At 43.5% G+C, this 14,758-nt stretch carries 17 protein-coding genes; 7 read left to right on the forward strand and 10 right to left on the reverse strand.

Annotation, left to right across the window (positions count from 1 at the left end; all coding sequences use genetic code 11):
• Positions 1-45 precede the first annotated feature (45 nt).
• A complete protein-coding gene (locus ACFQZI_RS17005; RefSeq protein ID WP_377144612.1) occupies positions 46-930 on the forward strand; it encodes a sugar phosphate isomerase/epimerase family protein in 885 nt (294 codons plus the stop codon).
• A gap of 126 nt (positions 931-1,056) precedes the next feature.
• Here ACFQZI_RS17005 and ACFQZI_RS17010 read toward each other — a convergent pair whose 3' ends face one another.
• Positions 1,057-1,656, reverse strand: coding sequence for a pentapeptide repeat-containing protein (locus ACFQZI_RS17010; protein ID WP_377144614.1), 600 nt, complete (start codon positions 1,654-1,656; stop codon positions 1,057-1,059).
• A gap of 58 nt (positions 1,657-1,714) precedes the next feature.
• Positions 1,715-2,578: an alpha/beta fold hydrolase gene (locus ACFQZI_RS17015; protein WP_377144616.1), complete on the reverse strand. Its 864-nt coding sequence runs from the start codon at positions 2,576-2,578 to the stop codon at positions 1,715-1,717.
• Between the two features lie 86 nt (positions 2,579-2,664).
• Between ACFQZI_RS17015 and ACFQZI_RS17020 the strand changes: the two genes are divergently transcribed.
• Together ACFQZI_RS17020 and ACFQZI_RS17025 are read left to right on the forward strand one after the other, a co-directional pair.
• Positions 2,665-3,822 carry an alpha/beta hydrolase fold domain-containing protein gene (locus ACFQZI_RS17020; protein ID WP_377144618.1) on the forward strand — a complete coding sequence of 386 codons (1,158 nt, stop codon included), beginning with the start codon at positions 2,665-2,667 and terminating at the stop codon, positions 3,820-3,822.
• Between the two features lie 227 nt (positions 3,823-4,049).
• Positions 4,050-5,282, forward strand: a complete 1,233-nt coding sequence (locus ACFQZI_RS17025) for a glycoside hydrolase family 5 protein (protein ID WP_377144620.1) — start codon at positions 4,050-4,052, stop codon at positions 5,280-5,282.
• Here ACFQZI_RS17025 and ACFQZI_RS17030 read toward each other — a convergent pair whose 3' ends face one another.
• Genes ACFQZI_RS17030 through ACFQZI_RS17050 form a run of 5 tightly spaced genes read right to left on the reverse strand, consistent with a single transcriptional unit; the run spans position 5,283 to position 6,450 of the window.
• Positions 5,283-5,432 (reverse strand): HepT-like ribonuclease domain-containing protein, encoded by a 150-nt coding sequence (locus ACFQZI_RS17030; protein WP_377144955.1) that lies wholly within the window; start codon positions 5,430-5,432, stop codon positions 5,283-5,285.
• Entirely contained in the window at positions 5,413-5,619 is a 207-nt protein-coding gene (locus tag ACFQZI_RS17035) for a HepT-like ribonuclease domain-containing protein (protein ID WP_377144622.1), read from the reverse strand. The genes ACFQZI_RS17030 and ACFQZI_RS17035 overlap by 20 nt, the downstream gene beginning before the upstream one ends.
• Positions 5,609-5,911: a nucleotidyltransferase family protein gene (locus ACFQZI_RS17040; protein WP_377144623.1), complete on the reverse strand. Its 303-nt coding sequence runs from the start codon at positions 5,909-5,911 to the stop codon at positions 5,609-5,611. The genes ACFQZI_RS17035 and ACFQZI_RS17040 overlap by 11 nt, the downstream gene beginning before the upstream one ends.
• A 31-nt stretch (positions 5,912-5,942) precedes the next feature.
• The gene (locus tag ACFQZI_RS17045; RefSeq protein ID WP_377144625.1) at positions 5,943-6,134 is read right to left on the reverse strand and encodes a DUF6358 family protein; all 192 of its coding nucleotides are present in this window, start codon (positions 6,132-6,134) and stop codon (positions 5,943-5,945) included.
• A 1-nt stretch (position 6,135) separates the two neighbouring features.
• The gene (locus tag ACFQZI_RS17050; protein ID WP_377144627.1) at positions 6,136-6,450 is read right to left on the reverse strand and encodes a rhodanese-like domain-containing protein; all 315 of its coding nucleotides are present in this window, start codon (positions 6,448-6,450) and stop codon (positions 6,136-6,138) included.
• A gap of 121 nt (positions 6,451-6,571) precedes the next feature.
• On the opposite strand from ACFQZI_RS17050, the gene ACFQZI_RS17055 reads away from it, so the two are divergent.
• The 4 genes from ACFQZI_RS17055 to ypfJ all read left to right on the forward strand — a co-directional run bounded on the left by ACFQZI_RS17055 (position 6,572) and on the right by ypfJ (position 11,923).
• Positions 6,572-7,690: a DUF4407 domain-containing protein gene (locus ACFQZI_RS17055; protein WP_377144629.1), complete on the forward strand. Its 1,119-nt coding sequence runs from the start codon at positions 6,572-6,574 to the stop codon at positions 7,688-7,690.
• A 148-nt stretch (positions 7,691-7,838) separates the two neighbouring features.
• On the forward strand, positions 7,839-9,686 hold the full coding sequence (locus ACFQZI_RS17060) for a M61 family metallopeptidase (protein WP_377144631.1): 1,848 nt from the start codon (positions 7,839-7,841) through the stop codon (positions 9,684-9,686).
• Positions 9,687-10,991 carry a M20/M25/M40 family metallo-hydrolase gene (locus tag ACFQZI_RS17065; RefSeq protein ID WP_377144632.1) on the forward strand — a complete coding sequence of 435 codons (1,305 nt, stop codon included), beginning with the start codon at positions 9,687-9,689 and terminating at the stop codon, positions 10,989-10,991. It abuts the gene before it with no gap.
• Positions 10,992-11,074: 83 nt separating this feature from the next.
• Complete coding sequence (ypfJ, locus tag ACFQZI_RS17070) at positions 11,075-11,923, forward strand: KPN_02809 family neutral zinc metallopeptidase (RefSeq protein ID WP_449288977.1); 849 nt, start codon at positions 11,075-11,077, stop codon at positions 11,921-11,923.
• Between the two features lie 147 nt (positions 11,924-12,070).
• Here ypfJ and ACFQZI_RS17075 read toward each other — a convergent pair whose 3' ends face one another.
• From ACFQZI_RS17075 to ACFQZI_RS17085, 3 genes are all read right to left on the reverse strand, one after another.
• Complete coding sequence (locus tag ACFQZI_RS17075; RefSeq protein WP_377144636.1) at positions 12,071-12,808, reverse strand: lysophospholipid acyltransferase family protein; 738 nt, start codon at positions 12,806-12,808, stop codon at positions 12,071-12,073.
• A gap of 47 nt (positions 12,809-12,855) precedes the next feature.
• Positions 12,856-13,416 carry an NUDIX domain-containing protein gene (locus tag ACFQZI_RS17080; RefSeq protein WP_377144638.1) on the reverse strand — a complete coding sequence of 187 codons (561 nt, stop codon included), beginning with the start codon at positions 13,414-13,416 and terminating at the stop codon, positions 12,856-12,858.
• Positions 13,417-13,763: 347 nt separating this feature from the next.
• Positions 13,764-14,699 (reverse strand): EamA family transporter, encoded by a 936-nt coding sequence (locus ACFQZI_RS17085; RefSeq protein ID WP_377144640.1) that lies wholly within the window; start codon positions 14,697-14,699, stop codon positions 13,764-13,766.
• Positions 14,700-14,758 lie beyond the last annotated feature (59 nt).

Consider the following 14,758-nt stretch of genomic DNA (forward strand, 5'->3'; position numbering starts at 1 on the left):
GTCAATGCGTTACATTTACACAAACCAAATTAAACTAACCAGATAATGACATCAAGACGTTCGTTCCTGAAAAACACGGCGGTGCTTTCGGCCGGCCTGTTAATGGCTCCCGAATTATTTGCAGCCAATAAAAAAAGATATATAGGCGTACAGCTTTATACCGTACGCGATGCAATGGCTAAAGACCCTGTTGCTACCCTGGCCAAAGTTGCTAAGGTTGGCTTTAACTCGGTTGAGGGCGCTACATATACCGGTACGCAAAAATTTTATGGTATGGAGCCTGCCGAATTTAAAAAGGTACTGGCCGATAATGGTCTTATTATGCCAAGCGGCCACTTTATGTTGGGCGAAGGTATGGCAAATGTAAAAGGAACCATTAGCAACGATTGGCAAAAGGCCGTTGATGATGCCGCTGCAGTTGGTTTAAAATATATGGTTTGTGCCTATCTGTTAGATAGCGAGCGCGGTGCGCTTGACCATTACAAAGAAACCGCCGATAAACTTAATAAAGCCGGCGAGGTAGCTAAAAAGGCAGGCATACAGCTTTGTTACCACAACCATGATTTTGAATTTGCATCACAAGACGGCAAGTACCCGTATGATGTATTACTGAACAGTACTGATGCCGACCTTGTAAAAATGGAAATGGACATCTACTGGATGTATCGCGCAAAGCAAGACCCTATTGCCATGTTTAAGAAACACCCGGGCCGTTTCCCGCTATGGCATGTTAAGGATATGGATAGAACTCCTAAACAAATGTTTACCGAAGTTGGTAATGGCGTTATCCCTTTCAAAACTATTTTCGCCCATGCTAAAACATCCGGCTTAAAATACTTCTTTAATGAGCAGGATATTTGCCCCGGCGATCCGTTTGTAAGCATTACCCAAAGCTACAATTACATTAAAGCCAATAACCTGCATGTATAGGCTTTAGACATAAGAATTAAGAATTAAGAATTAAGAATCAAGATACAAGAAGCCCGGTTGCGTAAGTAAGCGGGTTTTTTTGTCTGATATTATAATGTCATTTCGAACGAGGTATTTGGGTTGCTTCTACACCACTTTTATGCCATACTTAGTTAATAACCCTTCCAATCCGCTCACAGCGAATATGGCTTTTTTAAGCACGTTAAGTTCCGGGTCGAGGATGTAGTTGTAGGCGGTTGTGAAATTTACGGATGTAAGATCGGTGCGGTTAAAAACGGTTTCTAACAGATCGCATTCTTCAAATACAGATCCTGTTAAATTGGTTTGGCTAAAGCTAACCTCTTTAAGCGACGACCTGCTGAACTTTGTCTTTACCATTTTTTTCCCGGCGAAGGAAGCATAGTCCAGAATGCAGCCTTCAAAACTTACACCAAATAAAAAGTCTTCGCATTTGCTAAAGTTAACGGCCAAAAGTTTGCTGCCTTTAAAACGCGCATCGTTTAGGGTTGATCCCTCAAAGTTTACCATGCTGAGGTTGCATTCTTCAAAGGTACACTCCAAAAACTTGCACCGGATAAACGCGCTGTTGCTAAGATCGGAATTGCGAAAAGTGCAGCTTTGAAACTCTACGTGGCGAGTAAGGCCATCGGTTAATTCAATCTTTTCGAAGGTCTTATCGTCGTAAACAGGCTGTGTAAACATGGCATAAAGGTAAGGTTTTGGCATTTAAAACAACAGATAACACCAAAGCGCCAGCGCTCGGTAATAGCGAACCTATAAGTGATCAGATCACCCCGCTCACTTGCTCCACCACATCCCTGATAACATCAGCCGATTTAATGATGCGCTCGTGGCCGGCATTTCTAAAGTTTTTTGTTCGGATGGATGGATGTTCTTTAAGGAAGGCCTGCAGGTAAGCATCGGGTAACATGGCATCATGCTCGTCATAGGCAAGCCAATGATTGAGCGTGTCATCAAACTTGTAGAGATTTTGCATGGCATACGTTGATGGGTAAATGCCGTAGCGCAATTTGAAATCGTCTAAAAATGCCTGCTGGGCTTCGGCCGGTACACCTGCTGCCGACATGCTTCTGATGAAATTCTCCTGCAGCAGAATGAACGGAGCAATGCTAATAAGTAGTTTAGGTTTTATACCCAACTCACACAATGCCGCAACATTGGCCATGGTACCAAAGGAGTGGCCTATGGCAATATCGGGTTTGCCTGTAGCGGCAATAACCGCCTTAACTGCATTTGCAAATAGTAAAAGGTTCGACAGATCGCCCTCAGAGCTACCGTTGGCAGGTGCGTCGAATGCTATAATTTGTAAACGGGGGTCTTCTTTAAGCGTAGTTATCAATCCGTCAAAATCCATAGCTTTAGAGCCCCAACCATGGCTTATCAACACGCGGTTGCTGCCTTTGCCCCACTTAAATCCATTTACCTGCAAGGGCTTATGGGTAAAATAAGGATCCGGTACTGTAACGTTAAACGTTTCGGCTTCGGTTAAAAGTTGCTCCTGCTGCAAACGTAATGGCATTTTTGGAGGGTAGCATATAAGTTGCCAAAGCATGGCATTTAATTCGGCGGGCTTATTTTGAGCTACCAGGGTTTTAACCTCCTGTATAATTTGCTTTAACTTTTTCATTAATAGCCAAAGCTATAATTTTAATATAGCTGATAGTGGTAAATTATATAAGTTTACATTACATCAAACAAGCGGGTTTTACGTATATGAGGAAAATATTAAGAAGTGTGAGTTTAATTGTGCCGCTACTGCTTGTTTTATTGCTGCTTGCATCGTTACTAACGGTTTTTAAAGCGCCAACCTATCATTTGTGGTTGTTGGCCATAGCCGTAACCGAATTTCCGTTGATATTTGTTGGAATAACCGGGGTGCTAACAATTGCTTGTTGTTGGGTAGAAAAGTACCAATCTGTATCCGTCATGATTGGAATGGTTACCCTGATATTATTTATATCGCCCGTAGTAAGGGCTTATGTAGCTTCATCGGCCATCAAACAAAACTTTAATAAGGCCTTTGGGCCGGGCAGCACTATCATAAAGGGTGATAATACACAACCTGTATTTAACTTTGCGAAACTGCTGAAGGGTGCGGGGCAACAATTGCCTTACAGTGTTTTAACTTACAGCAATATTAATAAGCTAACCCTCGATTTTTACCCGGCCCGGGTAGGGGGTAAAAAACCTTGTATAATAGTTGTACACGGTGGCTCGTGGAGCAGTGGCGATAGCAGGCAACTGCCCGAACTAAATAGTTACCTGGCAGCCGAAGGTTACAATGTAGCCTCTATAAATTACCGCTTGGCGCCGCAGTATAAAGCACCGCTGGCTATTGAAGATGTTGAGCAAGCCTTTGCCTATATGCGTCAAAATGCAGAAAAATTAAATATCGACACCAATAATTTTGTGCTTTTTGGTCGCTCGGCGGGGGCGCAGATAGCCCTTTTATCGGCTTATAACCGCCCGCAAAACGGCTTGAAGGGGATCATAAATTTTTACGGCCCGGCAGATATGGTTTGGGGTTATTCTAAACCGGCCAGCAAACTGGTAATGGATTCGCGCGCGGTTATGGAGCGTTATTTGGGCGGCACCTACAAGGCCGTGCCATATAAGTATTTTGAAAGTTCGCCTATAGAATTTGTTAACAAGCAAACCGTGCCAACACTTATTATACATGGCGATAACGATGTACTGGTATCGCCTGTCCATAGCCAAAAGCTGGATACAAAACTTGCTAAATATGGTGTAAAGCATTATTACCTGCGCCTGGCATGGGCAACCCACGGGTTCGATTATAATATAAACGGGCCGGGCGGGCAGCTATCTACCTACGTGGTGGAGCGTTTTATAAATTCGGTTTGTAAATAACATAAAAGCCCGGGTGCATAATCCCGCGGGCCGGTTTGCTTATGAGCTTCACGACTAAATTTGAACGAAAACGTTTTAGTGAAAAGTTTCACCGGTTGTAATAAGTAATGGTTACAAAATACGCATTATTGTAACATCGGCACACTGTTAAATGATAATGTAATAGCTTACATTTGCTTAGCACCGGCCGCCAATTGCTATACTTCTTGTAAACCATACAAACCCATATGAAAAGAATTATTACCCTCTTGCTGCTTTTTGCTGCAGGTATTTTAAACCTGCAGGCGCAAACCGCTAAATTTATTACTGTTAAAGGCAAAGAAATTATAGGTGCCGATGGTAAGCCATTTTTAATGCGGGGTACAAATTTGGGCAACTGGCTGGTGCCCGAGGGTTATATGTTTAAGTTTAAAAAGATCAATTCGCAAAGGCTCATAAACGAAGCTTTAACAGAGCTGGTTGGCCCCGAAGAGATGAAGCTATTTTGGCGCAAGTTTCAGGATACATATGTAACCGAGGCCGATATCAAATTCCTGAAAGCATCGGGCATGAACTCCATCCGTATCCCATTTAGCTATAAATTATTTACCTATGAAGACTACATGGGTCAAAACAACCCTAACCGTGGTTTCGAATTGTTGGACCGGGTGATAGGTTGGTGCAAAAAAGCTAACCTATATATAATACTGGATATGCATTGCGCGCCGGGCGGACAAACCGGAGATAATATTGATGATGGCAACGGCTATCCGTTCCTGTTCACCAGCGCGGCAAGCAGGAAGTTAACGGCCGACATCTGGCGTAAAATTGCCAATCATTATAAAAACGAAACCATTATTATGGGGTACGATCTGCTGAATGAACCTATTGCCCATTACTTTAATGTTGCTGAACTAAACCCCCATCTGGAGCCTACCTACAAGCAGATAACGGCGGCAGTACGCTCGGTTGATAAAAACCACATCGTTTTTCTGGGTGGCGCGCAGTGGGACAGCAATTTTAAACCATTCGGCAAGCCATTCGATAGTAAAAGCGTTTATACCTTCCATAAATACTGGACAGAACCGGTACAAAAAGTAATACAAGATTACATGGATTACCGCGACAAATATAACGTACCTATCTACGTTGGCGAAACCGGCGAGAATGAAGATGCATGGGTGAAAGATTTTAGGATACTTTGCGAGAAGAACCGCATAGGCTGGCATTACTGGCCATACAAAAAACTGGATAACCTGAAAGGCATCATGAGCTTTAAGGTGCCGGATAACTACGAAGATATCATCAACTATACCGAAGCGCCGCGCAGCACTTTCGAGGAGATCCGAAAAGCAGGACCAGCCGACAGGGAAAAAGTCCGCAAGGCATTATGGGCATTTTTAGAGAACAGCAAGTTTGTGAATTGTACCCCTAATAAGGGATATATTGAAGCTTTAGGGTTAAAGGTGCCGGCGAAATAGTTATGGAATTAATAAAGTATTAACTGCTCTCGAAAGCACCGGTAAATTTCTAATTACTATCGCCCATATAATATCATCAGAAACCGTATCATATCCATGTATGATGCGGTTTCTTGTATCAATAATTTTTTTAATGTCGGTTATTTGAATATTGGGCTGGTCTTTTTAGTATCCGATTTGCTGCTTCACCAATGATCTCTACATTCCTTTCAATAGCTCTTTTGGTTTTAAGATCCTTCTTAAAATCAAAAAAGTTTTTTTTATCCGGGAGAAAGCTATCTATTTCATCAATTGCTTTCTTAATATCCAAAAGCCAGGTTTTAATCTCATCTGCCATAAACAAGCACTTTTGTGTTATCTATTTCCTTTTTTAATAAAGGGTTTTTAATTGCCCTCTCTTCTAAAAGGTCAACCTGGCGATGAAGTATATCTTGAAGCTGAAATTTAATAGCAAAGTATTTATCAGAATAATCAAGCGGGTCGTTGCTATCAATATCAACAACAAGATCAATGTCGCTGTTAATGTTGAATTTTTTGGATGTTACCGACCCAAAAGCAAATAACGATTTCACTTTATACAAGTTGCATAATTCATTTATCTGTTTAATATGCTTCTTTAACTCATCCATAATAATAAAAGTTAGAACCCGGCAAAAAGTCCTACTTGTTGTTGTTCTGCATGCCTTTTATATCTTTTATCAGCTTTATTTTAAGGGTAATGATAATACCTGCAATAAACGCGCAGGCCAGTACATATTCCCAGCGGGCTTTTTCAACCGCCTGCCAAATGATAACGATACACAAAAATATAACAATGTTGTAAAACACGTTAAGCGCTACCTTTTTACCCATTTTAGTAAACGTTTAGTTCCGGGTCTATCTCTGCTTTCCAGGCTAAAATACCGCCTTGCAGGTTGCTAAGGTTGGTATAACCCTGCGCCTCCAATTGCATAATGGCCGCCATGCTACGTTTACCGCTGCGGCACATAATTACAACAGGCTTATCTTTGGCTACCTTATCGGCTTCAATTAAAATACCGCCAAGAGGGATAGACAAGCCGCCAATATTTGATGTTTCATATTCAAAATCCTCACGAACATCAATCAGTTGAAGATCTTCGCCTGCATCAAACTTTTGTTTTAATTCCTGTACGCTTATTTCTTTCATCGTAAATATAATTAATAGCCAAAGGTATGTTTTTCTCTTCCAAATATTTGTAGTCAATCTGTAACAATCATTCCCTTAGTGCGTTTTATAGTTAAGTGTAAATTATTACGCTGTTATCTGAATGAAAAAAGTAACAAGGTTTTTTTGGTTCTGTTCCGGCGCGCACGTGGACACGCTAAAAAAATACCCTATAGAACATAACAAATATGTGGGCATTGGTGCCACCATATTTTTCACCGCGCTTTTTGCCTCACTATCCGGCGGTTATGCTATGTACTTTGTATTTAGCGGTAATGCCTTTGCAGTAGGCTTTGCTATACTTTTTGGTTTGATATGGGGTACTGCCATATTTAACATGGATAGATACATCGTATCAAGCATTAACAAAGAGGGCAGCATGAACCAGCAGATCTTGCAGGCCACTCCCAGGATATTACTGGCAATTATGATAGGCGTAGTTATATCGCGCCCGCTGGAATTGAAGATCTTTGATAAAGAGATCCGCACCAAACTTAAAACGGCATACTTAAAAGGCCAGCACAGCAAGATAGATACCCTGCAAAAAACCTATCAGCAAAAATACGGGCAGGAACTTGTTAAAAACAACGATCTTAAAAAAGAGAAAGATTCGCTCGAGCGCGATATTAACCGCTCGCGATATGAGCTGAATCAGGAGGTTTTTGGGGATAAAACCAACCAAACATCGGGTATTACCGGTTACGGCACTTACGCCAAACAAAAGGCGCAGATATTAAAAGAGAAAGAAGACAGGCTAAAGGTGGTTACAGATAATCTTGGCCAGATGGACCAGTACCTAAGCAGGCGTAAAGATTATGAAGGGTTAAACTCTACCCGTTTATTCAGCGAGAAACAGCTGGATAGCCTTGCCAACGTTGCCGGCTTTGCCGACCGTAACTGGGCGTTAGGCCAGCTATCCTACAATGTTGATGGTACTCGCGACCTGGACACCTACATGGCCATTTCGTTTATTGGCTACCTGTTTATACTGTTTGAGTGTTTGCCGGTGTTTGTAAAGCTGATGTCGCCTAAGGGGCCTTATGATACCGCCTTAGCCAAGATCAGCGAAGCTAATATCCACTTTGCAGAAAAGGATAAAGATAGGGACATAGCCGTTACTGATAATACTTACGACCACAGCCTCGATGCCGATATTGCCCGACGAAAGCAGATTATTACTGCCCAATCTGAATATGACCTGGGCAGGCATAGTTATGATTAATACTGCTCTTCCACCTCTCTTTGGAGAGGGAGTGAGGAGTTTTTAAGTCCTCTACTTTGGAGAGGATTTAGGTGAGGCTTTGTAATAAAATTGATAGATAACTTTACCGATTAATTGGTAATTTCAGCACCTGAATCATATTATCCCAATGAAGAAAATATTACTCCTGGCAGCCGCCGCATTTTTTGCGTTTGGCGGCTATGCCCAAACTAAAGTACGCAACGGACTTTACTACGTTGTATCGTTCCCTAATGCCGCCCATCACGAGGCCGAAATAACGGTAACCGTGCCCGAAATACCCGAAAACGGTCCGCTAAGAATGAGAATGAGCCGTTCATCTCCCGGCCGCTATGCCACCCATGAATTTGGTAAGAATATTTACAATGTAAAAGCTTTTGACCTGAGCGGTAAAGAGCTTGACATTAAACAGGTTGAGGGCGACGTTTATGAGGTAGCGCAACATGGCACTGTTGTAAAAATAAGTTATACTCTTTTTGGTAACCATACCGATGGTACTTATGCAAGTATTGATGCCAGCCACGCCCACCTGAATATGCCTGCAGCCTTTATGTGGGCGGTAAACAAAGATATTGTAAGCAGGCAGATAAAATTCGAGTTTAACGACCTGGACAAGTACGGCTGGAAGGTTGCCACCCAGCTAAAGCACGAAGGCGATAACGTTTACAGCGCGCCCGACCTGCAATATATGATGGATAGCCCTATAGAGCTATCGAATGTTAAAACCAACTACTGGGAAGTGGTTAATACTAACGGCAAAAAGCAAAAGGTAGGTATAGCTGTCCATTCAGACGATGACCAGGCTACCATTGACAACTTTGCCCAAATGGTAAAAAAGCTTGTTTTAGAAGAAAAAGCCGTGTTTGGTGAGCAACCCGATTATGATTACGGGACCTATACTTTTTTAGATGATGTACACCCTACCAACTTTGGCGATGGGATGGAGCACCGTAACTCTACCAGCATTGTTGATGGGTCTCAAAAAGTTGCAGGTAACGAGAAAGACCTGTTGGGTACCTACTCGCACGAGTATTTCCATAGCTGGAATGTAGAGCGCATCCGCCCAAAATCATTAGAGCCGTTTAACTTTGAGCATGCCAACATGAGCAACGAGCTTTGGTTTGCCGAAGGCTTTACTCAATACTACGGCGAAATGCTGTTAGTACGCAGCGGCTTTAATACGGTTGATGATTACACCCGCACCCTGGGGGGATTGGTAAACTCGGTTTTGGCGCCACCCGCACCCGCAAAATATCCACCAACACAAATGAGCCGTTACGCCGTATTTACCGATGCCGGTGTTGCCGTTGACGCTACAAACTACACCAATATATTTACAAGTTATTATGTATATGGCGGTGCAACTGCCTTAGCGCTCGACCTGCGCCTGCGCAGTGAGTTTAAAATTACACTGGATGATTATATGCGCCAGGTTTGGCTAACTTACGGCAAGCCGGGCAAGCCGTACACTATACCAAACCTACAGGAGGTTTTAGGCAAGGTTACCAACCCCAAGTTTGCTGCTTCGTTCTTTGCCGATTATATCTACGGTGTAAAAAAGAACAACTACGAAGCCCTATTGGCTAACGCCGGATTTTTACTGCAAAAAGCCGCGCCGGGCAAAGCCTGGCTGGGCCGTATCCCGGGCAAAGCATCAAACGGTGGCTTGTTAATTACAGGGTCTACTTCATCAAACAGCCCGGCTTACAAGGCGGGTTTAGATGCCGGTGATACCATCCTGCAAATTGACGGTAAAGATGTTAAAGACGCGTCATCAATAAATGATATTATTAAAGATAAAAAATCTGGCGATAAGGTGAGCGTAAGCTATAAAAACCGCACAGGTAGCCACGAAGGTTCAATTATATTGGAAGAGAGCCCTTCGGTACAGGTAACAACTTTTGAAAAGACCGGTAAAGAATTAACTCAACAACAAAAAGATTTCCGCAGCAGCTGGTTATCATCTAAAGTAAAATAAATGAGATTAAAATTAGTAGTAGCGTTAGGCGCATTAGCCTTAGCACCCACATTTGGCTTTTGCCAGGATGTAAACAAACTTATAAAGCAGGATGATGTAGAGCGCATCATTAAAACCCTTAGCGCCGACGATATGGAAGGCCGCGGTACCTTTACCAAAGGTATAGACAAAGCCGCAACATTTATTGAAGGTGAGTTTAAGGCCGCGGGGTTAAAGCCGTTTATGGGTAACACTGGCTTCCGCCAAAATTTTAGTATGGTGCGCACCACTCCGGTTAGCGCTAAAATAACACTGAACGGGGTCGATTTACCTGCAGAAAGGGTAATTGTTAGTGCTTCATCTTCGTTTAACTGGGCCAGCGCCGATGGTGTTGAAGTAATTAAGATCGGCCCCGATAAAAACTTTATAAGCGAGTTTCAGGGGTTAATGGCGGGCGATAAAAAAGCGATTGTGTTGGTAGATACAAGCGCTTCCAAAATGTTTGCAAGGGTTGTTAACTTTACAAAGCGCGGCAGCACAACCTTTAAAACCGTGGGCGCAGGCAACAAACAACTGGTATTTATATTAGGCCCCTACACCGATGTAAAAAGTTTAACCGTAAATTACGAGGCAACGGTAAAAGAGCAACCCTTATTTAATGTGGTTGGCGTTATTCCCGGCAAATCAAAACCAAACGAATACGTGGTATTTGGTGGTCATTACGATCACCTGGGTATTGTTAAGAAGGGCGCCGAGCAGGACACCATAGCCAATGGGGCCGACGATGATGCATCGGGTACTACAGCGGTAATTACGCTTGCCAAATACTATAAAAAACTAAATAATAACGAGCGTACGCTGGTATTCGTAGCCTTTACTGCAGAGGAGATTGGTGGTTTTGGCTCGCAATATTTTTCGAAACAGCTGGATCCTGATAAAGTTGTAACGCTTTTCAATATAGAAATGATAGGCAAAGCAGCCAAATTTGGTGAGAACTCGGCGTTTATTACGGGATTTGAGCGTTCGGACTTTGGTACTATCCTGCAAAAAAACCTGGAAGGCACGGCCTTTAAATTTTACCCGGACCCATACCCGGAGCAAAACCTGTTTTATCGCAGCGATAACGCAACCCTGGCGGCTTTAGGCGTACCTGCGCATACTATTTCTACAGACCAGATCCCAACGGATAAATTTTACCATACCGTAAAAGACGAATATGCCACGCTTGATGTAAATAACATTGTGGCAACCATTCGCGCAATTGCACTTAGCTCGCGTAGTATAGTTGCAGGTAAGGACACCCCAACACGCATCCCTAAAAGATAAAGCATACTTATAACCACAAATGCGTAAGGCCCAAACAATTGTTTGGGCCTTACTGTTTAATGGCTAAACTAAACAGGAATATTATGCAATGGATGGGCAGACGCGAAAGCAGTAATACAGAAGATGGCAGCAGCGGCGGCGGCCGCGGTTTGGCACTTGGCGGCGGTGTGGTTGGCATTATTGCCGCCGCTATATACTTTTTTACAGGGATAGATCCGTCTGCGGTACTTAACCAGGCGAATGGTGGCGGCGCGCCGCAGGAAAATAATCAGCAAGCCATTCCCGAAACACCGGAGAAGAAATTTGCCAAGGTGGTGTTTGCCGATACCGAAGACATATGGACGAAGCTGTTTAACGATATGGGCAAAACCTACGATCAGCCTAAACTGCACTTTTTTATAGATGGTGTTAATACTGCTTGCGGGCAGGCTGGTGCCGAAACCGGCCCGTTCTATTGCCCCGGCGACCAAAAGGTGTACCTCGATCTGTCTTTTTTTAATGAGCTATCCCAAAAGTTTGGGGCAGCGGGCGATTTTGCCCAGGCCTATGTTATAGCCCACGAAGTTGGCCACCATGTGCAGGACCTGCTTGGCGTATCTGCCAAAATGGACCAGGCGCGGCAGCAGCTAGGCCAGGAAGAATATAACAAGCTATCGGTTAAGCTGGAGCTGCAGGCCGATTTTTATGCCGGCGTTTGGGCTTATTATGAGAAAAACCTGAAGAATGTGTTAGACCCGGGCGATATTGAAGAAGCTTTAAACGCCGCTCATCAGATAGGCGACGACCGTTTGCAGAAAGAATACCAGGGCGAAGTGCACCCCGATAGTTTTACCCACGGCACCAGCGCCCAGCGCATGTATTGGTTTAAAAAAGGTTATGAAACGGGCGATGTTAGGCAGGGAAACACTTTCGCGGCGGGCGATCTGGAGTAAATTATTAGACGTAAAATGTTCACGTTCACGATCGCACAAGCAGGTGTGTTTTTCGCAAAGAATTAGTTGTCAGTTAATTGGGTTTTGATTTGGTGGCAGAGTTGTGACACCATTAGTTTAGAATAAAATTAGTATTGTTTTATTGGATTAACTCGGGTCAACAATTGCTCTTATGCGGTTCTCTATGTCCAGCATTAATTCTTCAGGTGTAGCTGTACCCGGTTCAACGGGCTCTAATACCTCCCATTTCATAGGGGTAAAGGTATTAAGCGGGTACAGTCCATAACGGATCATTTTCCACGAGTCGGTAATTGCTACGGGTACTAAAAGCGCGTTAGGGCATTTTTTGATCAGCGCGCCAATGCCTGCCGCCCTAAACCTTTTTACTTTCCCATCTTTAGAGCGTGTGCCCTCCGGGAATATCACTGCCGACCAGTTATTTTTTTTCATCCGCCCGGCAAATTTCACCAGTTCGGCAATAGATTGGCGCGCGTCTTTACGGTCGATATTAGCGCCGCCGCCATGCCTTAAATTAAATGATATGGATGGGATGCCTTTGGCCAGCTCTACCTTTGATATAAACTTCGCGTGGTATTTGCGCAGGTAGTAGATCATAGGGGGTATATCAAACAAACTTTGATGGTTGGCCACAAAAATAATAGGCCTGTTTAACGGCAAATTTTGTTTGTTGATGAAGGTTACCGTATTACCTAAAATGTAAAATGTATGCAGTAAGAAAAAGTTCAGGATATCTACCGAGCGTTTGTGGGCGCTATATCCACCAAGCTTTAAGCAAAGCCACTGTATGGGGTGGAATATAAGCAGCAGCAAAAAAAAAGCCGCGGTAGCAAACGGGGACAGGATGTAGCCTAAAAACTTTTTCATCAAGGGCGCAAATTTAAAGTTTTTTGCGGAAATGATGAATGCGGAGATTATAAACTATTCTCTAACTGCATTAAACGGGCTTTAAGCACCGCGGCCACCGCGAGCGAGTCGGTTATTTCTCCGGCGCACACCATTTTATAAACTTCGTCAAACGGCACCTTTTTTACTACAAGCTGTTCGGTGTCTTCAGGTTCGGCTTCATGCTGTTCAAGTCCGCGGGCAATGTACAGGATGCATAGCTCATCGCTTACCGAGTTAGAAAGGTGCATGCGCTGAATTTCTGTCCACTGCGATGCTTTTAAACCCGTTTCCTCCAGCAGTTCTCGCTTCGCGGATTTTAACGGATCGATGCCAATGATACCGCCGCCTTCCGGCAGTTCCCAGCTATACTGGTTTAGGGTAAAGCGGTACTGGCCCACCAGGTAGGTATTCATTTCATCATCCAAAGGCAAAATACCTATGGCTATATTTTTATAATGCACCTGCCCATAAATACCCGGGTTTCCCGATGGGTTGATCACCTGGTACTCGGTAACGTTTATCCACGGGTTATCGTAAATTTCCTTTTCTGAGAGAATTTTCCAGGGATTGGCTTCTGGGTGTTGCATGAAGTAAAGTTACTAAAACAGAACCGGGATTAAACCGATTTTTGTGATTGACGGATTTCTTTGAGCCTAACGAACAGACCGATGACTGTCCTAATGCGGCATAGCGTAACACACGGGTGGCACAGGAACTGGTAATGCAGCAACTTACACAGGGTGTTACCAAGCCGCGACTTTTCTTTGGTTCGTTTCTTTTGAGAGAAAAGAAATGAACATCCACTGACGATAATATAGCTCACTGCCATTCCTAACGGAGAACTAATCGCTGACTATCACATATAACAAGATTTATCTTCTCTGAGCTCCCTATGGTCGGTTCTCCACATACCTTTTCGAAATGATATCGTCTATTATGCGCCTTCGTCTTTTATTTGGTTCCGGTTTAAATACCCTGGTACATTAACCAACAATATACCTATCAGGATCACAAAAAGGCAAATGAGCTGTGCCGTATTCACATGTTCATTAATGAGTAACCAACCTAAAAATACGGCTACAACAGGGTTTACATAGGTGTGTGTACTTACAATAGCCGGGGGCTTAATACTTATAAGCCATATAAAGGAAAGATAAGCCAGTAGAGAGCCAAATACAATTAGGAAAATGAGTCCGCTCCAGGCTTCCCAGCTAACCTTCGCGAACGTAAAGCCTACCTGCTCGCTTTTTGCAAAGGCAATGATGCCGCTTGCAACACCTGCCGCCAGTAACTGGATGCTGGCATTCATGGTAGATGTACTGTTGCCTTTGCTATCTTTAATTATTAAAGACCCAAGTACCCAAAGCACAGCGCTTATAAGTACAACTATGCTGGCAATGGTTGCCATAGGCGAGGGGTTTGCCACAGCCACGCCAAGTTTCAGGAACAGGAAGATGCCGGTAAATCCAATGAGCAAACCGCCAACAATATATTTATTAGAAAAGTATTGCGACCAGTTCTTTCTGTCGAGCAGTAAAAATATAAGCGGCTCGGTGGCAACCAAAATAGCGGCCTGGCCCGAACTGATGTATTGCTCGGCCCAGGCTATCATGCCTGTACCACCAACCAGCATCATGGTGCCGGCAATAGCATGCCGAATTACAAACCTTTTTTCGGGTAAGCGCTCTTTTTTAAGCATACACCAGGCCAGCATCAGTAACCCGGCACTTAAATACCGCAGGCCAACCAGTATAAACGGCGGGAAACTTTGCAAGCCGTAAGCCACCGCCAAATAGGTCGATCCCCATATGATGTATATGTTGAAGAACGCGAAGGCAACCAGTAAAGGCGAAGAAATATTTTTTGTCATGTCGTTTTTTACTACCGTAACTAATAATGGTGGTAATATATAAAAAACTTTACTACCTA

The organism is Mucilaginibacter lutimaris, assembly GCF_042676625.1.
Classification (GTDB): domain Bacteria; phylum Bacteroidota; class Bacteroidia; order Sphingobacteriales; family Sphingobacteriaceae; genus Mucilaginibacter; species Mucilaginibacter lutimaris.